Below are 20,834 nucleotides of genomic sequence, written 5' to 3'. Positions count from 1 at the left end.
TGGGCGACGTGAACTCCGTCTCCCATCGGGAGAGGAGAATTTAGTCTAGCCGACCAGTCACGCCCGATACCCGATGCGAGTGGCGCGCGCGACGAGGTCGAGCAGGATCGGGGCGTGCCGCACGATCGGCAACAGCGCGCGGGTCAGGACGGGATGTTCGGCGACGTCGCGGACCAGGCCGGCGAGGCCGATCGGACGGGCGAGATCGCGGGCGAGACGAGCCTGGAAAGCCGGCCCAGCACCGGGGCCGCCAATGGCATAAGAATGCGCCGCGCGGATGCCGCTGGCGATGGCGATGCCCATGCCTTCACCCGCGAGCGAAGGAATGACGCCGGCCTGGTCGCCGAGGCGGAACAGGCCGGGTTCGCCACGCTGGGCGCGCCAGCCATAGGGGACGTTGGCAATGGCATCGACGCTGCCGGCGGCGCGCCAGACAAGCCGTTCGGCAAGGCGGGGAAGCGTTGCGCCAAGCATCGCTAGCAGTTTCTCGGGATCGCCTGCCTCGGTCAGCCGCGACCGGTGGACAGCCATGCACAGGTTGGCCGTGCCGTCTTCCTGGAGCACGATCCCGGCATAGCCCCGATCGAACAGGTGAAGCTCGATCGCGTCGCCGATCAGGCCCTGCAGCGTTGGCGATGGTCCCAGCCGGATGCGCAGGCCAAGCGTCGGGTCGGCGCCACGTGCTGACTCGGGGCGGGCAAGGCCGCGCACATCGTGCTTGCCACTGGCGAGGAACAGCGTGTCGGCGGCGATCGTCGTCCCGTCGTGCAGGCGCACCGTGTGGCCGGTCGTTTGCTTGACCGTTACGCCGCGCTCGATCGCCGCGCCGGCTGCTTCAGCGCGGGCCAGCAGCAGCGTGTCGAGGTGCTGGCGCGAGACGCCGTGCGCCGGGCGCGGCAGAGCCGCCTCGACAATGCGCTCGCCCGCCAACAGCCGGACTTTAGTGACGCGGGCGGGGCCAAGCGCGTCCGGCGCAACGCCGAGGCTGGCGAGTGATTCGAGCGTCCGCCAGCTCAGGAAGCCGCCGCACAAAGCGTCGCCGGTCTCGCGGCTGCGTTCGAGCAGCAGGTGCGGCGTGCAGGCCTGGGCGAGGCGGATCGCGGCGCTGGCGCCGGCCGGCCCGCCGCCGACGATCAGCGCAGGTGTTCGACGCACAGGCGAAACGGAAAGGCGCGATAGACGCGCGCGTCGGTGAGGCCGGCTTGGGCCAAGAGTGGCGGCCATTCGGCGGGACGATAGGAACGTGCGATTGACAGCTGGCCATCGTGGCGCACGATACGGTGCCAGCCAAACAGCCGCGCCAGCAGCGGGAAGCCGCGATGGGCGAAACCATGACGGTGAAGATCGTTGATCAGCCAGCCCTTGGCAGCGCGCGCCTCCATTGTACGGAGGAAATCGACCAGCTGCGCCGGCGTCATGTGATGCGCGACGAGACTGGAGATGATGAAATCTGCGCCCTCAGCATGATCGGCATAATCGCCGGTGATCCAGGTGATCGGCAGATCGGATGACGTATGCGCCCGCGCCGCTATCTCGCTGCGCGGGTTGAGATCGACGCCGACCAGATCGGCTTGGAGCCCGCGCTGGCGCGCCCAGCGCGCGATGCGGCGCAGCATGTCCCCATCACCGAAGCCGACGTCGAGCAACTTGAACGCCGCCAAGCCCTTGGTGCCGCGCGACAGGAAATCGAGCGTCGGGCGGGCCGCCATGGTAATGACGTTGACCTTGGCGAGATCGGCGACGACATCTGCATAGGTCGCGGCATCGAGATCTTCGGCGTCCATCAGTTCCTCGGCGATGGCGCGCTGAGCCAGGCTCATCGCGCGCTCCGAAACGCGAAACCCTCGGCGGCAAGACCGGGGCCGAAAGCAAGCGCGACGCCATCATCGATGCGGGGGCCGGCGAGCAGCTTGGCCAGCACGAACATCAGTGTCGCCGAGGACATGTTGCCGTTTTCCACGAGCACCGCGCGGGATGCGGCGAGCGTGTCGGGGGCCAGCGCCAGGCCCTGTTCGACCGCGTCGAGAATCGAGCGGCCGCCGGCATGCACCGCCCAGCCGTCGATCTCGGCCGGCGTGCGACCGCCCGTCGCCGCGATAGCGAAGGCGGGATCGGCCAGCGCCTGGGCGATGCGGCCCGGCACTTCGCCCGACAGGTGCATCGCGAAGCCCTGATCGGTGATCGCCCAGCGAATCAGATCGTGCGACTCGTCGAGCGTGGTGGCGAAGGGTTGGCCCAGCGCGAAACCGACCGGATCGGCGCTGACCAATGCCGCCGCCGCGCCATCGCCGAACTGCAGCATGGCGAGCAGCGGCTCGATCTCGGGCGTGTCCTGCAAGTGCAACGTCGACAGTTCGACGCACAGCACGAGCACGCGCGCGGTGGGTTCGGAGCGCACCAGGTGGCGTGCGGTGCGCAACGCCGCTACCGCGGCGTAGCAGCCCATGAAACCGATCAGCAGCCGCTCGACCGAGGGCGACAGACCCAGCCGCCGAGCGATGATCTGATCGATGCCCGGCGCAACGAAGCCGGTGCAACTCGCGACGACGACATGGGTAATGCTGACAAGATCGACCTGCGCCTTGAGCGCATCGATCGCGGCAAGGCCGAGCGCAGGGGCGGCATCGGCATACAGTTCCATGCGCGCGGCCGTGCCAGGCAGGATCGCATCGGCATAAAAGCCGCCGGGATCGACCGGCGAGCCGCCGTCTGCGCCGATCGGCAGCACGGACCAGCGGTGACCGATGCCAGAGCGCGCCGCCATGCGATCGAACAGCTTGGCCTCACGCGGGGCCAGGCGATCGCGCGCCCAGCCGATAAAGGCGTGGTGGATGTCATGGCACGGCACGGCAGTGCCGATTGCGTTGAGATAGACGTCTTGGGCTGCAACAAGGGGCAAGGAGCGGCTTTCGCACGCGCGGATGAAAGACCGCGTCGGTTGCACAACGCTACTCTTCTCCACTCGATCCGCCAGCGCCGATCGAGCGCGCTCGATTTAGGGGCTGGGGAGAGCTTGGTGCGGCCAAGAAGACTCGAACTTCCACGGGCTTTCGCCCACAACGACCTCAACGTTGCGCGTCTACCAATTCCGCCATGGCCGCACATAACACCGCCGGCAAGGCCCGGCAGGCTGGTAGGCGAGCGCCCCTAGCAAGCGGATACCGGGATGGCAAGCGTGGCGACGTAGCTTCTCGCTGCGCCGATCAATTACAAGCCTTTGCGTCATCCCAGCGAAAGCTGGGATCTCAGCGGCTGGCGCAAGACAGCCCCGTGAGACCCCAGCTTGCGCTGGGTGACGCTCATGGTGAACCGCTAGCGCCGCGCGCCTGAGAAACTCAGCACCAGTTTCTCCGAATTGACCGGCACATCGAGCTTGGCGCTGTTAAATTCGACCGAGCCGCGCGGGGGCAGCGCGGTCGCTTCGGGACGGATCGTCCAGCTGAACACCAGGCGGCCCTGCGCATCGCGCAGTTCGGCGCGGATGTCGGGCACCGCTTGGTGCGTATCGGTAGGATTGACGATGCGGCCGCTGATCGCGAACATTTCGCTGCCATTGGCGAGATCGCGGCGCTCGATCGGGTTGTCGACCAGCCTGAGCGGCGTTTCACTGGGGGCGATCGGAATGCCGAGCTGCGCGGCGATGCCCGTATCGCCGGTATAGACCAACGCAGCCAGGCCAGCGAGCATCGCCGCGCCCGCGGCGAACGCGACGATCGTCCATTGCCGTGCCGGATTGCGCCGCGCGCGGAACGGTGGCTGATGCGCGAAGGCATCGTAATTTCTCTCGCTCGATGTTGTTTCCTGCTCAATGATGACAGGATCGCTGACCGAAGGCGGCGCGGACGGGGGCGCTGGAACGGGCGTGGTGACCGCGGCCGGGATCGGCTCGGGTTCCTCGGCAAGCGCAACAAGATCGCGCTCGGCGGGCGCCTGGAACCAGCTGTGCCGGCAGGCAGCGCAGCGCACGGTACGGCCGTCAACCCCGATCGCACTGTCGGGGACGACGTATCTGGTCCGGCATTCGGTGCATTCGAGGATCATCAATTACGCTTTACGTATCGCCCCGGCACCCCCGGCTGCACCAAAACTAAACACCCGATGACGCGTCCGTGCAAGAGGCGGCGCACCGGCCATGCCCAGACGGCGTGCTGGGGCCACGCGTCGGGCGCGCTTGCTGCGGGACGGGCGAACGTGCGAAGGCTGTGCGCGGGGCAGATGATTTCAACGAAGCGGGCATCAGCCGGTAATGGCCAATATCGTACAGTTCGAGAATGTCGGCCTACGCTATGGCACCGGCCAGGAGACGCTGTCCGACGTCAGTTTCACGCTCGCCAGCGGCTCGTTTTATTTCCTCACTGGCGCGTCCGGCGCGGGCAAGACCTCATTGCTCAAGCTCCTGTACCTCGCGCAGCGGCCGACCCGTGGGCTGATCCGCCTGTTCGGGCAGGATGCCGTAACGCTGCCGCGCAAGCGCCTGCCCGGCTTTCGCCGCCGCATCGGCGTGGTGTTCCAGGATTTTCGGCTCGTCCCGCATCTCTCCGCATTCGACAATATCGCCCTGCCCTTGCGCGTCTCCGGCGTGCCGGAGAGCGATATCGAGGCGCCGGTGCGCGAAATGCTCGCCTGGGTGGGGTTGAGCGAACGCGCCAATGCCAAGCCGCCGACGCTGTCCGGCGGCGAGCAGCAGCGCGTGGCGATCGCGCGCGCGGTGATCGGGCGGCCGGAAATGCTCGTCGCGGACGAACCCACCGGCAACGTCGACCCCGACATGGCCGAGCGGCTGCTGCACCTGTTCGATTCGCTCAACCGGCTCGGCACCACCGTGGTGGTGGCGACGCACGATTTCCACCTGCTCGGGCGCATTCCCGATGCGCGCATGATGCGGCTGGATGGCGGGCGGCTGCTCGATCCGACCGGATCGTTGCGTTTTCCGCCGCCACCGTCCGCATGAGCGGGTGCGAATAATGGCGATCAAGCTTATCCCGTCCCCCGCCGACCGCCGGCTGCTCGACGAAAGCCGCGGCACGCGCGCGATGATGTGGATCATGGCGATCATGCTATTCCTCACCGTGCTGGCGGGCGCTCTGGGGCTCGGCACGCGCTCGGCTGCCGCCTTGCTCGACCGGCAACTTGCCGGCCGGTTGACCGTGCAGGTGATCGAGCCGGTCGAAGCCACGCGCGTCGCGGAAACCGCCGCCGCGCTTGCCACGCTGCGCCGTCTGCCCGAGGTGCGCCGCGCCAAGGAAGTGGACCGCGCCGAACTGGCATCACTACTGCGCCCGTGGCTTGGCGCGGATGGAGCGGACCCCGATCTGCCGATCCCGGCGCTGATCGATGTCGATCTGCGAGAAGCGGGCGACGCGGCGGTGGCACGGGTGGCCCAGGCAGTGGCGGCCGTGGCGCCGGCGGCGCGGCTCGACCGGCAGGAAAGCTGGATGTCGCCGGTGGCCGATTTCATGACCATGGTTACCGGCCTGGCGCTGGCGCTGGTTCTGCTGATGGCCGCGGCGACCGCGGCGGTGGTGATCCTGGCCGCCCGTGCCGGGCTCGAAACGCACCGCGACACGATCGAGGTGCTGCACATGCTGGGATCGACCGATGTGCAGGTTTCGCGACTGTTCCAGCGGCGCATCGCGCTCGATACGCTGCTCGGCGGGCTGCTGGGCACAGCGCTGGCCGGCGGGTTGGTGGTTTTGATCGGCATGCAACTGGGCGCACTTGGCTCTGATCTGTTGAGCGGGCTGGCGCTGGCACCGCACGATTGGCTGTTGCTCGCCTTGCTGCCGGTGGCGTTCGCGGTGCTGGCGACGCTTGCGGCGCGCATCGCGGTGACCGGCGCGCTGGGGCGGATCCTGTGATCAAACGGCTGCTTGCCCTGGTGCTGATCCTATATCTGCTGGGCTTTGCCGTGTTCATGCTGGCACTGCCGCAGCCGCTGGGCGCGCGCACCACCGATGCGATCGTCGTGCCCACCGGCGGCGCAGGACGAATCGATCGCGGACTGGCCCTGATGCAGGCCAAGGCGGCGAAACGCATGCTGATCAGCGGCGTGGCGCCGCAGGTGCGGCCAGGCGAGCTAGCGGCGGAATATAAGGCGCCGCCCCGGTTGTTCGCGTGCTGCGTCGATCTGGGCCGCGAGGCGGTCGATACACAATCCAATGCCGAGGAGACCGCTGCGTGGGTGTCCGAGCATCGCTATCGCTCGGTGCGACTGGTGACGTCAGACTGGCATATGGCGCGCGCGCGGCTCGAACTGGTCCACGCGCTTGATGACGACGTCGAAATCATCGGTGACGGCGTGCCCAGCCATCCGCGCTTCGGACTGCTCGTGGCCGAATATAACAAATTGCTGCTGCGCCAAAGCGCGCTGTGGACGGGACTTGGCCAATGAACATCGTGCGCACCTGGGCCTTCATGGTCGCCTTCTTCGGCGGCTCCGTCCCGATCGTGCTGATGGCGCCGGTCATGGCGCTGTTCGGCACCGGCCCACTACGCTTCTGGGTCGTCTTGTGGACGCGCTATCACCGCTGGTGCGCGCGCTGGGTGATGGGGGTGCGCGTGGTCACCTCGGGCACGATCCCGACCACCCCGGCATTATATGTCGGCAAGCATCAGGCGATGTTCGAGACGTTCGAAATGGTCGCCTTGCTCGATGCGCCGGTGGTGGTGCTGAAAAAGGAATTGGCCAGCATACCGGTATGGGGCTGGGCGGCGCAACGTTACGGCATGATCGTGGTGGATCGCGAGGGATCGTCCGCCGCGCTGCGTGCCATGATGCGCGCCGGCCAGGCGGCGGCGGCGACCGGACGTTCGGTGGTGATCTTCCCCGAAGGCACGCGCGTCGCGCCGGGCGAGCAGCCCGAGCTGAAACCGGGCTTTGTCGGGCTGTATCGTGCGTTGAAATTGCCATTGGTGCCGGTGGCGATCGATAGCGGGACGGTGTGGCCCAAAACGGGCACCAAACGGTCCGGCGTGATCCGCTTCGCGTTTCAGGAAGTCATCCCGCCTGGCGTCGGGCGCGAGGAGGTCGTCGCGCGCGTCCATGCGGCGATCAACGTGCTGGATGTGCCCGCGGCCTAGCCCTCCGTCACTCCGTACCGGGCTGGGAGCTCCTTGGGCCGACATACACATTGTTCTCCCGCGAAAGCGGGAGCCCAGGGTTCCATGGGATGGTGCTTGTGGCGGTGGGGCCTCGCTTTCGCGGGGGAACAGGGGTCAGCCTATTCGTGCGTCCGCCCGAAATCGGGCGCGGGGTCGTCCTGGCCCTGTTCGATGATGCCCCGTCGGATCGCCCGCGTGCGGGTGAAGTGATCGAACAGTTCTTCGCCCTTGCCCAGCCGGATGGCGCGTTGCAGCGCCGTCAGATCCTCCGAGAAGCGCTGCAGCATATCGAGCACAGCATCCTTGTTGGTCAGGAACACGTCGCGCCACATGGTCGGATCCGAGGCGGCGATGCGGGTGAAATCGCGAAAGCCGCCGGCGGAATATTTGATCACTTCGGATTGCGTCACTTCCTCGAGGTCCGAGGCGGTGCCGACGATCGTATAGGCGATGAGATGCGGCAAATGGCTGGTCACGGCGAGCACGCGATCATGGTGCTCGGGCGCCATCGTTTCGATATCTGCGCCCAGACGACGCCAGAATTCGCTCACGCGCTCGACGGCAATGGGGTCGGCGCCTTCGCCCGGCGTGACGATGCACCAGCGCTTGTGGAACAGCGAAGCGAAGCCCGCTTCCGGCCCGCTGCGTTCGGTGCCGGCGACGGGGTGGGCGGGAATGATCGTCGCCCCCGGCAGTGCTTCGGTCAGCACGCGCAGCACTTCGGCCTTGGACGAGCCGACATCGCTGACGATCGCCTCTGCGGGCAGATCGGCGGCGAGTTCGGCGGCGGCGGCGGCCATCGCGCCGACCGGCACGCAAAGGATGACCAGATCGGCATCGATCACCGCCGCGCCGGCGGACTCGGTGACGTCATCGCAGAGCTGCAGCCGATCGACCGTCGCGCGCACCGCGGCATCGGCGTCATAGCCGGTGAGCCGCACGGTCGGCAGGTGTGCGCGGACGGCACGGGCGATCGACGAGCCGATCAGCCCGAGCCCGATGATCGTCACGCGCGCGAACGGTAGCATCAGCCGGCTTTATCGACGAGCATTCGCAGCGCGGCGGCGACGCCCTTGGTCTCGTCCTCCGTGCCGATGGTGATGCGCAGGCCGTGCGGCAGGCCCTGGCCGGGGAGCCAGCGAACGATGTACCCAGCGTCCATCAGGCCCTTATAGGCGGCCTCGGCGGTGAGCTTGCCTTCGAAGACGACCAGCACGAAGTTCGCCTGGCTGGGCACGGCGCGCAGGCCGGCATTGCCAAGCTTGCCGATCTCGTCGGAAAACCACCGCCGCCACTCGGCATTATGCGCCCGGGTATGCTCGACGAACGCGGTGTCGCCAACGGCGGCGATCGCCGCGGCGGTGCCGGCGATGGTGATGCTGAACGGCAGACGGATGCGATGCATCGCCTCGATGATCGCGCTCGACGCATAGCCCCAGCCGATGCGCTCGGCGGCGAGCCCGTACATCTTGGAGAAGGTGCGCGTGACCAGCACATTCTCCGCCGATTCGGCCAGCGCCATGCCGCCATCCTCGGCATCGCCCTCGATATATTCGGCATAAGCGTGATCGAGCACGAGCAGGATGTCGGGGCGCAGGCCGGCATGGAGCCGGGCGATCTCGGCCTTCGACGTGTAGGTGCCGGTTGGGTTGTTGGGATTGGCAACATAGACCATGCGCGTTCTGTGGGTGACCGCGGCGAGGATCGCATCGACGTCCGTCGCATAGTCCTTGTCCGGCGCGATGACGGGGATGGCGCCAACACGGCGCGTGGCGATCTCATACACCGCGAAACCGTAGCGCACGTGAATGATCTCGTCGCCAAGCCCGGCAAAGGCGCCGGCGACGAGATGCAGGATCTCGTCCGAACCGTTGCCATAGATGATCCGCGCCGGATCGAGCCCATGCCTGACGGCGAGCGTCTCGCGCAGGTCGCTGGCGCTGGCGTCGGGATAACGTTCCAACGCGTGCGCTGCGCCGGCGAACGCGGCGCGCGCGGCCGGGCTGGTGCCGAGCGGATTTTCGTTCGACGACAATTTGGCGACCTTGCGCCCGTCATCGGTGGTCGAGCGGCCGGGAATGTACGGCGCGATGGCCATGATCCAGGGTTTTGGCTGAGGTGCGGTCATGGCAGGGCGGCATAGCGGGCGGGGGGAAATTGACAAGCGGCCCGCACCCCCCCTAGCGCTGCGCCCGTGACCTGTTCGGATCCCTCTGGCGATAGCCGCTTCGGCCTGGACCGCCGCATCACGCTGGCTGGGCCGCTGAGGCTCGACGGCGGGGCGTTGCTGTCACCGGTCGACATCGCCTATGAGACGTACGGTACGCTCGATGCCGATGGCGGCAATGCGGTCCTGATCTGTCATGCGCTGACCGGCGACCAGCATGTCGCCAGCCATCATCCGACCACCGGCAAGCCCGGCTGGTGGGCGCGGATGGTGGGCGCGGACAAGCCGATCGATCCGGCGCGCCATTTTATCGTCTGCGCCAACGTGCTGGGCAGCTGCATGGGCTCGTCCGGGCCGGCGAGCGTCAATCCGGCGACCGGCCAGCCCTGGGGCATGGCGTTTCCGGTGATCACGATCCGCGACATGGTGCGCGCGCAAGCCATGCTGCTCGATCACCTTGGCGTCGGCAGCTTGCTGGCGGTGGTCGGTGGATCGATGGGCGGGATGCAGGCGTTGAGCTGGCCGGCGACCTTCCCGGAACGGGTGAAGGCGTGCGTGGTCATCGCCTCGACCGCGCGGCACACGGCGCAGAACATCGCCTTTCACGAGGTCGGCCGCCAAGCGGTGATGGCCGATCCGAAATGGCGCGGCGGGGCCTATTACGCCGATCAGGATCCGCCCGCGGCGGGGCTCGCGGTGGCGCGCATGGCGGCGCACATCACCTATCTTTCCGAAGCTGGGCTGACCGAAAAATTCGGCCGCAAGCTGCAGGCGCGCGCGACCAAGACGTTCGGGTTCGACGCGGACTTCCAGATCGAGAGCTATCTGCGCCACCAGGGGATCGCGTTCGTCGATCGCTTCGATGCCAATTCGTATCTCTATATCACGCGGGCGATGGATTATTTCGATCTGGCCGAAGAGCATAATGGCCACCTCGCCAATGCCTTCAAGGCCAGCCGGGCGCGCTTCTGCCTGGTCAGCTTCGATACCGACTGGCTGTACCCCACCGCCGAATCGCGCGCGATCGTCCATGCGTTGAACGCCGCGGGCGCGCCGGCCAGCTTCGTCGAACTGTCGAGTCCGTTCGGGCATGACGCGTTCCTGCTCGAATCGCCGGAATTGAACCGGGTGGTCGATGGTTTCCTGAGGGCCAGGGCATGACGATCGAAATGTCCGACGACAAGGCGCTGCTTGACGTCCCACGCGTCCATGGCTGGCTGGCGTCGAGCTATTGGTCGCCGGGGATCGAGCGGTCTTTGGTCGAGCGGGCGATTGCCGGGTCGCATTGTCTCGGCGCGTATCGCGGCGACGTGCAGGTCGGCTATGCGCGCGCGATCACCGATCATGCGACCTTCGCCTGGATCGCCGATGTGTGGATCGACCAGCCCGCGCGCGGACAGGGACTGGGGCGACGGATGGTCCAGTGGTTCATCGATCATCCGCAGTTTGCCGGCATCCGCCGCATCGCGCTGGTCACGCTCGATGCGCACGGCGTTTATGAGGGCATCGGCTTCCACGCACCGATACGGCCCGAACGCTATATGGAGCGGCTCGGCCCCGGCGTCGCCGATCGGCTACGCGCTCAGCCATGACTCTGCGGTCCGACCTTGCGATCATCGCCGATCATGTCGCGCCGGGCACGCGGGTGCTCGATGTCGGCTGCGGCGATGGCGCGCTGATGGCGGCATTGCGCGATACGCGCGGCGTCGATGCACGCGGGCTGGAGATCGACGGCGGCAATGTCGCTGCCGCCGTGTCGCGCGGCCTGTCGGTGATCCAGGGTGATGCCGATGTCGATCTGGCCGATTATCCCGACGCCAGCTTCGATTATGCGATCCTCAGCCAGACGCTGCAGACCGCCCGACGACCGGACGTCGTGCTCGATCACCTGTTGCGCATCGGCCGGCAGGCGTTCGTGTCGTTCCCCAACTTCGCGCATTGGCGGGTACGCGCCTCGCTTCTTTGGGGCGGGCGGATGCCGGTGACCAAGCTTTTGCCCGAGCGCTGGTACGACACGCCTAACATTCATCACCTGACGATCGACGACTTCCGCGCCTTTGTCGACGATCGCGGGATTACGGTGGAGGGGGCGTGGTTTCTCTCGCGCGGTGTGCAGACCAGTTCGGCAGCGGCCAATTTCCGCGCGGAGCATGCGGTGTTCCTGCTTCGACATTGATCGAAATCAGTGGAACGGAACGATTGGTCGATGGTTTCCATCGCATCAACGTATCGGAACTCGCATGTCTGCCACCGCCCTGATCGTCGAAGACGAAATCTTCGTTGCCCTCGACCTGGAACGTATCCTCACCGATGCGGGCTATAAGGTGAAGGCGATCGCGGCGGATCGCGTAACGGCGATCGAGGAAGCCGACGAGTGCAGCTTCGCTTTGGTCGACATCAACCTGCGGGACGGACCGACCGGCCCCGCGCTGGCCGATACGCTGGCGCGCGACTACGGGATGAAGGTCGTGTTTGTCACCGCCAATCCGGCGCAGATCGGCACCGATACCGTCGCCTTGGGCTATGTGCGCAAACCGTTCAGCGAAGCGGCGATCCTGGCCGCGGCGGCCCTGGCCAGCGCGGGCGCTGCGGCGGCCAATGATGATCTGGTGTTGATAGAGGCCGGCGCGCTCGAGGCCTAAGGGGTCCAGACAAACTCGGTCATCCGAAAGTTTGCCAGGGCGACGTGGTGATCAGCCTCGGCTAAACGCCTTGGCCGGGATGCGCATCGTGACCACCAGGCCGCTAGATCGCCAATCGCGCACCACCGTGCCGCCAAGCTGACGCACCGCGCTGAGCTCGATCAGCTGCGAACCGAACCCGCTCGCTTCAGGCGGCGTGTCGATCGCCGGGCCGGCGGTCTCGCTCCACGTCAGCACGGTCGTTTCACCATCCATTGCGATATCGACCTCGACCTGCCCGTCGTCGTTGGACAAGGCGCCATATTTGGTCGCGTTGGTGGCGAGTTCGTGGAACAGCAAGGCCAACGGCGTGGCCGAGCGATCATCGATCGCCACGTCGCCGCCGGTGACGATAACGCGGGCGCCGCCGATAGGCTGGTAGGGTCGGAACAGTTCGTCGAGCAGCCCGTGCAGGCTGTTCTGATCGGCATTGGGTCGCGAATGCGCGCTGTGCGGGCGGACGAAATCGTGCGCCCGGCCAAGCGCGGTGACGCGTTCGCGCAGATCATCGGCAATACCGCGAAAGCCGGGATTGGCGCGTGCGGCGAAGCTGATCAGCCCGGAGATCACCGCGAAGATGTTCTTGATGCGGTGGCTCAGCTCGTGCGCGATGATCTCGCGTTCCTCGCTCGCTTCCTTCGCCTCGTGGATATCGGTGCAGGTGCCGAACCAGCGCACGATCTCGCCCGCCTCATTGCGCAACGGCAGCGCCCGGCCGAGCGTCCAGCGATAGGCGCCATCATAGCGGCGCAGGCGGTATTCGATCTGATACGGCGCTCCGGTCGCCAGGCTGTGCTGCCACAGGTCGCGGGCATGTTCTTGATCGTCGGGATGAAACATGCCGTTCCATTCCGTGCCGTCGGTCGATCCCTCGGGCATGCCGGTGAATTCGTACCAGCGGGCATTATAATAATCGTGATAACCGTCGGGCAGGGTGGACCAGACCATCTGCGGCATCGAATCGGCCAGCACGCGGAAGCGGTTATGGCTCTCGGTCAGCGCACGGTGGTTGGCGTTTTCAGTATCGCGCCACGACGCCGCGTCGCGACTGTCGCGCAGGCGGGCCATGACCTGCTCGGCCAGCGTGCTGAGGCCCTGGCGCTGCAATGCGGTAAGGCCCGCGCGGGGGCTGGTGTCGATCACGCACAGCGAACCGAGCGGCGTGCCATCGTCGGCAACGAGCGGTGCACCGGCGTAAAAGCGGATGTCCGGCGCGCCGGTGACCAGGGGATTGTCGGCGAAGCGCGGATCCAGCGTCGCGTCGGGGACCACCATGATGTCGTCCTCGCGCATCGCGAAGGCGCAAAAGCTCGTGCCGCGCGGCGTTTCCGTCGCCTCCAGGCCGGTCCGTGCAAGGAACGTTTGGCGTTGTTCCTCGACCAGGCTGACCAGGGCGATCGGCGCATCGCACAACGCCGCGGCGAAATCGGTGATCGACTTGAGATTCGCCGCATCACGCAGCGATTCGATGTCGTGACTGGCGATCGTCATGGCACGTGCGCCCTCATCGATCTGCCAGCCGCTAGCGGTGAGCAGATCGGGCGCGGTGACGTCACGGGTATCGGTTGTGCTGTCGAACTTCAAAAGGGCACATCGTCGTCGAGATCGTCGGCGAAGCTGCCGCGTCCGCCGCCCGACGACGCCCCGCCGCCGCTCGGCGCGCCGCCCCGGCCGCCGCCATAGCCGCCGCCGCCCGAACCGCCGCCAAAGTCGTTACCGCCGCCGAAATCGTCGCGCGGTCCGCCACCCGGACCGCCGCCGAAGCCGCCGCCCGAACCACCGCCGCCGCCGGCGCCACCACCAGCGCCGGGCGCGCCGTCGAGCATCGTCAGGACGCTGTTGAAGCCTTGCAGCACGATCTCGGTCGAATATTTATCCTGGCCCTGCGCGTCCTGCCATTTGCGCGTCTTCAGCGCGCCTTCGATATAGACTTTGGAGCCCTTGCGCAGATAGCGCTCGGCGACATTGGCCAGGCCTTCGTTGAAGATCGCCACCGAATGCCATTCGGTCGCTTCCTTGCGCTCGCCGGTATTCTTGTCCTTCCACGATTCGGATGTGGCAATGCGCAGATTGACCACCTTGCCGCCATTCTGGAAGCTCTTGCTTTCGGGATCGCGGCCGAGATTGCCGACGATGATCACCTTGTTGACGCTGCCCGCCATATTATCGAATTCCTACGCTGCCGGCCCTACAGGCCGAGTCCCACTGCGGCCCAATAGGTCGCTCCTGCAGCGATGTAAGCGAGCGCGAACAAATAGCCAACCATGAAGGCAGGCCACTTCCAGCCATTGGTCTCGCGCCGGGTGACGGCGATCGTGGAAATGCATTGCGGCGCGAACACGAACCACATCAGGAACGCGAGCGCGGTCGGCAGGCTCCAGCGGCCGCGCAGGTTCTCGGAAAGCTTGCCGGCGCCGGCCGCATCCTCCGGATTGTCGATCGCATAGACCGTGGCCATTGCGCCAACCGCCGCCTCGCGCGCAGCCATCGCCGGCAGCAAAGAGAGCGCGATATCATGATTGAAGCCGATCGGCGCGACGACCACTTCGATGCCGCTGGCGATGCGCCCGGCGACCGAATATTCGCTCTGCTTCACGCCGGCCGGCGCGACCGGATAGCTCGCCAGCACCCACAGCAAAGCGACCGTGACGGCGATCGTCGTGCCGGCGCGCTTGAGGAAAATAACCGCGCGGCTCCACAGGCCGATCGCGACGTCATTGAGCCTCGGCCACTGATATTTGGGCATCTCCATCATGAAGCCCGAAGACGGCCCTGCGGTGACGGTGCGGCGCAGGACCAATGCGGCAATATAGGCCGAGACGATGCCGAGCACGTAGAGCGCGAACATCACCAGCCCCTGCAGCCCGACGAACGGCAGGACCTGCGTGTTGGGAATCAGCGCACCGATCACCAAAGTGTAGACCGGGAGCCGCGCGGAACAGGTCATCAGCGGCGCGATGAGGATCGTGGTCAGGCGATCTTTCTCGTCGTCGATGGTGCGCGTCGCCATGATGCCAGGGACGGCGCAGGCGAAGCTCGACAGCAAGGGAATGAAAGCGCGGCCCGACAGGCCGACGCCGGCCATCAGCCGGTCCATCATGAACGCGGCGCGGACCATGTAGCCGGTCGCCTCGAGCACCAGGATGAAGGTGAAAAGAATCAGGATCTGCGGCAGGAACACGATCACCGCGCCGACGCCGGCGATGATGCCGTCGGTCAGGAACGAGCGGATGAACCCCGACGGCAGCGCGCCGGTGACGCCATTTTCGATCAGCGCGAACAGCTCTTCGATCCAGCCGATCGGCGCTTCTGACCAGGCGAACACCGCCTGGAACATTAGGAACAGCAGGCCGAGCAGCAGGATCGGGCCGGACACCGGGTGCAGCGCGACCGCATCCATTATGTGCGTCCATTTGCGGCCGCTGGTTTCCGATACGGTCGCCGCCACCGAAAGCGCGCGGGCGCGGCGCTGCAGCGTGACGATATCCTCGTCGATATGCCCCTTATTGGCGCGCACCCGCAGCGCGCCGCTGCCGATGATGCCGGACAGCCGGCCCTTGAGCTCGTCCAGCCCCTTCTTGCGCACCGCGACGGTCGGCACGACGGGGACGCCCAATTCGCGCTCGAGCACGGCGGCGTCCAGTGTCAGCCCGTCGCGCGTCGCCAGATCGATCATGTTGAGCGCGATCACCACCGGCAGGCCGAGCGCGATCAGCTGCAGCGCGAAGCGCAGGTGATTATCGAGATTGGAAGCGTCGACGACGATGACGATCGCATCGGGCAGGCGTTCGCCTTCCTGCCGGCCGAGCATGACGTCGCGCGTAACGCGCTCGTCGGGGCTGCTGGGATCCAGACTGTAGGCGCCGGGCAGGTCGACCAGCTCGATCGGGCGGCCGTCATCGAGCGCCAGGCGCCCTGAATGACGCTCTACCGTGACGCCAGGATAGTTGCCGACCTTCTGCCGCGCGCCGGTCAGCGCGTTGAACAGCGCGCTCTTGCCGGCATTGGGATTGCCGACCAGCGCGACCAGCGGAAGAATGCTCATTCGGTGTTAGGCAGGGAGCACACGCACCGAAGCGGCGACCGCACGCCGCATGGCGACGGTCATACGGCCGATGCGGCAGGCGATCGGGCCTTTGCCGAAGCGCGAGCGATGCAGCATCTCGATATCGACCCCCTCGTCAAACCCAAGCTCACGCAGACGGCGTGCTTCGGGAAGGCTGAGCTTGGTCCAATCGATCTGCGCGACGGTCGCATGCGCGTGGCGGGGCAGCTTTTCGAGGCTGACGGGAGTCGCAAAGGTGGCGGTCGCGTTCATGATGCGATTGATTATCAATAACTAGCGGGAAGCGCCAGCGGCAAATTGATTGGGGGATGCTTTGCCCCAGCCGTCACCCCGGACTTGGTCCGGTGTCCAATAAGCGGCCTGGCCGGTCGATTGTATTTGAATGCTGCGCTCGCGGCACGTTGGAGCCCGGACCAAGCCCGGGGTGACGGGGCGGATTAGACTCAGACTGCCGGGTAGCGCAGCCGGCCGATGAAGCGCGACAGGCTCGGGCGGTGTTCGGTGCGCGCGAGAAAGCCGGCCTTGGCTTTTTCGAAGCGCATGATGCCGTCGATGCGCCGCGCCAGGAAAGCACGCGTATCGGCATGCCCCGCGCTGTCGTCGTCGAGGAACACGGTGAGCGTCGCGCCGTAGACGCCGGCCAGGATCGTGCGCTTGGTATAGTGATTGTAATCGGTGGCAGTGTCGCCAGCGGCGCGCCACATCACGTCCGCCGCGTGCCAGCCGAGCTTGGCGGCGCGCGCGAAATTCTGCGGCATGGCGAGAATCGCCAGTGCCCGGCGCAGTGCCTCGCGGTCAGCGGCAACCGCGGCCAGGCGCGCCTCGACCAGCGCGGCGATGCGCTCGCGGATCTTCATCGCGGCGAGTCGCTCCGACGGCAGCGCAGCGAGCATGGCCCGATCGATATGGGCGAACCAGGCGGCGATCATCTCGAACGCACCGTCGGGAAAGGCGAGCAAGGCGACGTCGCGATCGACGCCAAGCGCATCGGCGGCGGCATCGCGCGCCGGAACGCCCCAGCCATCAAATGCGGCATTGGCGGCGATCAGCGGCGCCAGCCCGGCGCGGATCTCATCCAAGGTTGGATCGGCAGGGAGAGCATCGGTCATCGCGGTTCCTTCGCCGTCATTCTAGACCCGCCGAGCGCCGGCGCAACCGCCGGCGTGCGGCTGACCAGCACCAATGCCACAGCGACCAAGATCGCCCCGACCAGATCGGCCGGGCCCAGCGTTTCATCATAAACGATCCAACCGACCGCCGCCGCCACGATCGGCTGCGTTAGCAGCGCAAGGCCGATCACCAACGGCGAAAGCTTGCCCAGCGCATAGATCATCAGGCCCTGCCCGATCAGCTGGCTGACCAGCACCAGCCCGAGCAACGGCCACCAATCATGCGGCCAGATCCGCTCGCCCAGCAGCCAAGCAGCAAGCAGCAAAGGCAGGATCCCGGCGAAGCTGGCCAGCGCCAGCGCCGGCAGCGGCGCGGTCGTCTCGCGCACCCGCGCCATGATGATGAAATAGAGCGTGTAGAGTATGCCAGCGAACAGGCAGAGCAGATCCCCGGCCAGGTTGCGCGGGTTCAGGCTGTACGATTGGCCCATCAGCAAGCCGCCGCCGATCGCCGCCAGCAGCAGCGCCAGCCCCTGCATCCGGCTGGGCCAGGCGCGCAGCACGAGGAAGCCGTAAAGCGGATAGATCAAAGTCGCGCAATTGCCGAACAGCGTCGCGTTGGCCATCGTCGTGCGCAGGATACCGAGATGCCAGCTGCCCAGATCGGCCGCGAAACTCACCCCGGCGATACCGATCATCCACCACAGGCCGCGGCCCAGCCCCGCCGGGCGCCAGCCACCGCGCCAGGCGATAGCGAGCAGCAACGGCGCAGCTAGCGCCACGCGCCAAAAGCCGGCGGCGACCGGCCCGGTATCGGCCAGCCGCACGAACCACGGCCCGAACGCCAGCGCGACATTGCCCCCCATCAACGCAGCGAAGGCCAGCCGGGACGCCCCGCGCGTGGCGGTGGTATCGACCATGCTAGATTTTCTTGGGGACGAGAGGATGCATGCCGCCCTGTAGCGCCCTATCTCCGTGGCGTCAGGTATCAAAAGGAAACGCAATGCCGAGTCTGTTCGATCCCATCCAGCTGGGTGCGATCACTGCCCCCAACCGCATCCTGATGGCGCCGCTGACGCGCGGCCGCGCCGACCAGCGGGCCGTGCCGAGCGATATCATGGTGGAATATTACACGCAGCGCGCCAGCGCCGGCCTGATCATCAGCGAAGCCACCGGCGTCAGCCGCGAAGGCTTGGGTTGGCCGTTCGCGCCGGGCCTGTGGAGCGATGAGCAGGTCGAAGCGTGGAAGCCCGTGACGTCTGCCGTGCATGCGGCTGGCGGGCATATCGTTGCCCAGCTCTGGCATATGGGCCGCCAGGTGCATTCCTCGGTGATCGGCGGGCAGCCGGTATCCTCCTCCGCCACCGCGACCGCGGGGCAGGCCCATACGTATGAAGGCAAGCAGGCGTTCGAGACCGCCCGCCCCCTGCAGCTGGACGAAATCCCGCGACTGCTTGAGGATTATGCGCTGGCCACCAAGAACGCGCTTGCCGCCGGGTTCGACGGTGTGCAGGTGCACGGCGCGAATGGCTATCTGATCGACCAGTTCCTACGCGACAATGCCAATTTCCGCGACGATATCTATGGTGGCAGCATCGAGAATCGCGTGCGCCTGATGCGCGAGGTGGTAGAGCGCGTGGCCCGCGTCGCCGGCGCCGATCGCACCTCGATCCGGCTCTCCCCCAATGGTGATTCGCAGGGCGTCGACGACAGCAATCCGCAACCGTTGTTCACCGCCGCCGCCAAGGCGCTGGACGAGATCGGCATTGCCTTCCTCGAACTGCGCGAACCCGGCCCCGAGGGTACGTTCGGGCGCACCGACGTGCCGAAACTGTCGCCGGCGATCCGCCAAGTGTTCAACGGCCCGCTGGTGCTCAATTCCGACTATAGCAGCGCGGAAGAGGCGCAGGCAGTGATCGACCACGGCGTCGCCGATGCGGTATCGTTCGGTCGCCCGTTCATTGCCAATCCGGATCTGCCGGAGCGGCTGCGCAGCGGCGCCCCGCTCGCCACCTCGGAAATGCGGACTTGGTACAGCCAGGGGCCCGAGGGCTATATCGACTTTCCCGCGCTGGAAACGGCTACGGCCTGAACCGATCCACGGCCGGCATCTGCGAAAGCAAGCTGGCCGTAGATTGCCCCTCACGATAGAAATACCACATGTATATGGGCCGGCGACGCCGATGGCTGCAATTGCCATAGCCGCCGAAACGATATTTTGCGTAATACCGCATAGTTCTTGAACCCGTAACACGGGCATGCTGAGTTACAGTTGGTCGGTTAAGTCCTTGACGATGTCAAACGGATTGCGGGAGGCGGCTGAAATGCTGGACAGAAATGTCGTCCAACGTGTGCGTCAGCGTCGGCAGTCCGGCGTGCTCCAGCGCGATGGCTCTTTAATTTTTGTTGTTTTCACCGAGCCGGTATCGATGCGCGCAATCGTGCGTACGCGAGACGAGTTGTTTACCAGAACGGTAGCCCAGCGCGCCCATTCCTTCGACATCGTGGTCAACGGAAACTATTTCGGCGTTACCCGAGGAGGAATGCTCGACGCGTTCGTAGGCCATGATTCCGTGGCCGCGTCGGAGACAATCGTCCAGGGACAAGTTGTTCAGGCGGGGCAGCCAACCATCGGAGATAGCCGTCCTCAGCGGTTTTTTCTCGCTGAGATCGTCGAGCAGGGTACAGGCAGTCGGCCGGGCAGATTGCGCTATGTCACTGGTTTTGGAAATCCGCCGAGCGGAGCAAGGACCGTGACGGCATTGGGCAATCTCGGACCATTGCTGTCTGGGGGACTTCCGTACGGACAGGGCAACCGATATCGTCCGGGTACCCGCGGTCCGGCGACCGGGGACCCTGGGCCCCGAGCCCGCGGCAATCTTGTACAACGGAACGACGCAACGTTCGCCAGTGTCGAAAAACTCGGTGCTACGACAGGCAAGACTGTTGTGGCATATCATCACCGTGAAGAGGCTTTGTTGGTGGGTGTTCAGCCCCATGGTCGATCGCCCGGACAAAGCTATTCACGCCTTCGTGACGCTCTAGGGATCGCCGGTTTTTCCGACGCGGTATTCCTTGATGGAAGCGATAGCGCGATGCTCTGGCATAGAGGACGTTGCATCGTCGAGCCTGGAGAAGATAAGAACGAGTTGATGACTGTCGGGTTGGGATTTGTCCGTCGCGCGAGTGCGCGCCGTTGACCGGGCCGCGGCGTTGGCTTTCGTCAGTACTGTTGGTCGTTGTCGGCGGAATACTTTCCTGGTTCGTGATCGGCATCAGCTTCGAGCCTGTTCTTATCGCCGGTGGTAGCGCGCCCGGGACAATCTGGGGCGCGGGCGTCGACAAGACTCCCGTCTTGCTCGGCGCCGGTTTGCTGCTGGTCGCAGCCGGGGTGCTACGCGGACGATTTCGTATTGTGCTGCTGCTCGGTTGGCTGCTGTTCCTGGCCGATGCTACCCACCGATTGATCGAGCGTAGCGATGGGCAGGTGGACGACATATGGCTAGCTGTTCCCATACAGACCCTGCCGGCAGCGACCGGCGAGTTCACACAACCTCGCTGTAGGATCAGCCGGTGGCAAGTCCGCTGCGGTGATGGCGCCGGCCAAACCCTGACTAGCCCGACGCTGATCCCGTTCGTCTCGCTGCTGCCGGGACGGTGGGAAAGAGCCGCTGCGGCCGGTGGCAGAGGCACCCCACGATAGACCGCTA

23 protein-coding genes and 1 tRNA gene are annotated in these 20,834 nt (G+C 66.1%); 11 read left to right on the top strand and 13 right to left on the bottom strand.

What is annotated here, in order from left to right; genetic code table 11:
• Positions 1 to 57: 57 nt before the first annotated feature.
• The 5 genes from U1739_RS16095 to U1739_RS16075 all read right to left on the bottom strand — a co-directional run bounded on the left by U1739_RS16095 (position 58) and on the right by U1739_RS16075 (position 4,041).
• The gene (locus U1739_RS16095; RefSeq protein WP_332709596.1) at positions 58 to 1,155 is read right to left on the bottom strand and encodes an NAD(P)/FAD-dependent oxidoreductase; all 1,098 of its coding nucleotides are present in this window, start codon (positions 1,153 to 1,155) and stop codon (positions 58 to 60) included.
• Positions 1,134 to 1,820, bottom strand: a complete 687-nt coding sequence (locus tag U1739_RS16090; RefSeq protein ID WP_332709595.1) for a methyltransferase domain-containing protein — start codon at positions 1,818 to 1,820, stop codon at positions 1,134 to 1,136. Before U1739_RS16090 ends, U1739_RS16095 begins: the two co-directional genes overlap by 22 nt.
• On the bottom strand, positions 1,817 to 2,899 hold the full coding sequence (locus U1739_RS16085) for a type III polyketide synthase (protein ID WP_332709594.1): 1,083 nt from the start codon (positions 2,897 to 2,899) through the stop codon (positions 1,817 to 1,819). The genes U1739_RS16090 and U1739_RS16085 overlap by 4 nt, the downstream gene beginning before the upstream one ends.
• Positions 2,900 to 3,014: 115 nt before the next feature.
• Positions 3,015 to 3,101, bottom strand: a tRNA-Leu gene (locus U1739_RS16080).
• 211 nt (positions 3,102 to 3,312) lie between these two features.
• Positions 3,313 to 4,041, bottom strand: coding sequence for a zinc-ribbon domain-containing protein (locus tag U1739_RS16075; RefSeq protein ID WP_332709593.1), 729 nt, complete (start codon positions 4,039 to 4,041; stop codon positions 3,313 to 3,315).
• A 205-nt stretch (positions 4,042 to 4,246) separates the two neighbouring features.
• On the opposite strand from U1739_RS16075, the gene ftsE reads away from it, so the two are divergent.
• From ftsE to U1739_RS16055, 4 genes are read left to right on the top strand one after another with little or no spacing between them, the layout of a single operon-like run.
• The gene (gene ftsE, locus U1739_RS16070) at positions 4,247 to 4,951 is read left to right on the top strand and encodes a cell division ATP-binding protein FtsE (protein ID WP_332709592.1); all 705 of its coding nucleotides are present in this window, start codon (positions 4,247 to 4,249) and stop codon (positions 4,949 to 4,951) included.
• Positions 4,952 to 4,964: 13 nt separating this feature from the next.
• Positions 4,965 to 5,858 carry a cell division protein FtsX gene (locus U1739_RS16065; RefSeq protein ID WP_332709591.1) on the top strand — a complete coding sequence of 298 codons (894 nt, stop codon included), beginning with the start codon at positions 4,965 to 4,967 and terminating at the stop codon, positions 5,856 to 5,858.
• Entirely contained in the window at positions 5,855 to 6,391 is a 537-nt protein-coding gene (locus U1739_RS16060; RefSeq protein WP_332709590.1) for a YdcF family protein, read from the top strand. The genes U1739_RS16065 and U1739_RS16060 overlap by 4 nt, the downstream gene beginning before the upstream one ends.
• The gene (locus U1739_RS16055) at positions 6,388 to 7,080 is read left to right on the top strand and encodes a lysophospholipid acyltransferase family protein (protein ID WP_332709589.1); all 693 of its coding nucleotides are present in this window, start codon (positions 6,388 to 6,390) and stop codon (positions 7,078 to 7,080) included. Before U1739_RS16060 ends, U1739_RS16055 begins: the two co-directional genes overlap by 4 nt.
• A 140-nt stretch (positions 7,081 to 7,220) precedes the next feature.
• Here the strand turns inward: U1739_RS16055 and U1739_RS16050 are convergent, their stop codons facing one another.
• Both U1739_RS16050 and hisC read right to left on the bottom strand, forming a co-directional pair.
• The gene (locus U1739_RS16050; RefSeq protein ID WP_332709588.1) at positions 7,221 to 8,129 is read right to left on the bottom strand and encodes a prephenate/arogenate dehydrogenase family protein; all 909 of its coding nucleotides are present in this window, start codon (positions 8,127 to 8,129) and stop codon (positions 7,221 to 7,223) included.
• A complete protein-coding gene (hisC, locus tag U1739_RS16045) occupies positions 8,129 to 9,229 on the bottom strand; it encodes a histidinol-phosphate transaminase (protein ID WP_332709587.1) in 1,101 nt (366 codons plus the stop codon). The genes U1739_RS16050 and hisC overlap by 1 nt, the downstream gene beginning before the upstream one ends.
• 66 nt (positions 9,230 to 9,295) lie before the next feature.
• Here hisC and metX point away from each other — a divergent pair, with 66 nt between their 5' ends.
• The 4 genes from metX to U1739_RS16025 all read left to right on the top strand — a co-directional run bounded on the left by metX (position 9,296) and on the right by U1739_RS16025 (position 11,910).
• Positions 9,296 to 10,429, top strand: coding sequence for a homoserine O-acetyltransferase MetX (gene metX / locus U1739_RS16040; protein ID WP_332709586.1), 1,134 nt, complete (start codon positions 9,296 to 9,298; stop codon positions 10,427 to 10,429).
• On the top strand, positions 10,426 to 10,860 hold the full coding sequence (locus U1739_RS16035; RefSeq protein WP_332709585.1) for a GNAT family N-acetyltransferase: 435 nt from the start codon (positions 10,426 to 10,428) through the stop codon (positions 10,858 to 10,860). Before metX ends, U1739_RS16035 begins: the two co-directional genes overlap by 4 nt.
• Positions 10,857 to 11,444, top strand: a complete 588-nt coding sequence (metW, locus tag U1739_RS16030) for a methionine biosynthesis protein MetW (protein ID WP_332709584.1) — start codon at positions 10,857 to 10,859, stop codon at positions 11,442 to 11,444. Before U1739_RS16035 ends, metW begins: the two co-directional genes overlap by 4 nt.
• 64 nt (positions 11,445 to 11,508) lie before the next feature.
• Positions 11,509 to 11,910, top strand: a complete 402-nt coding sequence (locus U1739_RS16025) for a response regulator (protein ID WP_332709583.1) — start codon at positions 11,509 to 11,511, stop codon at positions 11,908 to 11,910.
• A 51-nt stretch (positions 11,911 to 11,961) separates the two neighbouring features.
• Here the strand turns inward: U1739_RS16025 and U1739_RS16020 are convergent, their stop codons facing one another.
• The 6 genes from U1739_RS16020 to U1739_RS15995 all read right to left on the bottom strand — a co-directional run bounded on the left by U1739_RS16020 (position 11,962) and on the right by U1739_RS15995 (position 18,044).
• Positions 11,962 to 13,440, bottom strand: a complete 1,479-nt coding sequence (locus U1739_RS16020; RefSeq protein WP_332709783.1) for a sensor histidine kinase — start codon at positions 13,438 to 13,440, stop codon at positions 11,962 to 11,964.
• 89 nt (positions 13,441 to 13,529) lie between these two features.
• Positions 13,530 to 14,111 (bottom strand): single-stranded DNA-binding protein, encoded by a 582-nt coding sequence (ssb, locus tag U1739_RS16015; protein ID WP_332709582.1) that lies wholly within the window; start codon positions 14,109 to 14,111, stop codon positions 13,530 to 13,532.
• A 26-nt stretch (positions 14,112 to 14,137) separates the two neighbouring features.
• Positions 14,138 to 15,994, bottom strand: a complete 1,857-nt coding sequence (gene feoB / locus U1739_RS16010) for a ferrous iron transporter B (protein WP_332709581.1) — start codon at positions 15,992 to 15,994, stop codon at positions 14,138 to 14,140.
• 6 nt (positions 15,995 to 16,000) lie between these two features.
• Positions 16,001 to 16,267, bottom strand: coding sequence for a FeoA family protein (locus U1739_RS16005; RefSeq protein WP_332709580.1), 267 nt, complete (start codon positions 16,265 to 16,267; stop codon positions 16,001 to 16,003).
• Between the two features lie 191 nt (positions 16,268 to 16,458).
• Complete coding sequence (locus U1739_RS16000) at positions 16,459 to 17,124, bottom strand: COQ9 family protein (RefSeq protein WP_332709579.1); 666 nt, start codon at positions 17,122 to 17,124, stop codon at positions 16,459 to 16,461.
• Positions 17,121 to 18,044, bottom strand: a complete 924-nt coding sequence (locus U1739_RS15995; protein WP_332709578.1) for a DMT family transporter — start codon at positions 18,042 to 18,044, stop codon at positions 17,121 to 17,123. Before U1739_RS15995 ends, U1739_RS16000 begins: the two co-directional genes overlap by 4 nt.
• An 83-nt stretch (positions 18,045 to 18,127) precedes the next feature.
• Here U1739_RS15995 and U1739_RS15990 point away from each other — a divergent pair, with 83 nt between their 5' ends.
• From U1739_RS15990 to U1739_RS15980, 3 genes are all read left to right on the top strand, one after another.
• Positions 18,128 to 19,216, top strand: coding sequence for an alkene reductase (locus U1739_RS15990; protein ID WP_332709577.1), 1,089 nt, complete (start codon positions 18,128 to 18,130; stop codon positions 19,214 to 19,216).
• A gap of 166 nt (positions 19,217 to 19,382) precedes the next feature.
• The gene (locus U1739_RS15985) at positions 19,383 to 20,324 is read left to right on the top strand and encodes a hypothetical protein (protein WP_332709576.1); all 942 of its coding nucleotides are present in this window, start codon (positions 19,383 to 19,385) and stop codon (positions 20,322 to 20,324) included.
• 32 nt (positions 20,325 to 20,356) lie between these two features.
• On the top strand, positions 20,357 to 20,827 hold the full coding sequence (locus U1739_RS15980) for a hypothetical protein (protein WP_332709575.1): 471 nt from the start codon (positions 20,357 to 20,359) through the stop codon (positions 20,825 to 20,827).
• Positions 20,828 to 20,834: the final 7 nt, after the last annotated feature.

The organism is Parasphingomonas puruogangriensis, assembly GCF_036663635.1.
Classification (GTDB): Bacteria; Pseudomonadota; Alphaproteobacteria; order Sphingomonadales; family Sphingomonadaceae; genus Sphingomonas.
Note: the sequence above shows the minus strand (reverse complement) of the source record. Positions and strands in the feature narration are given on the sequence as shown.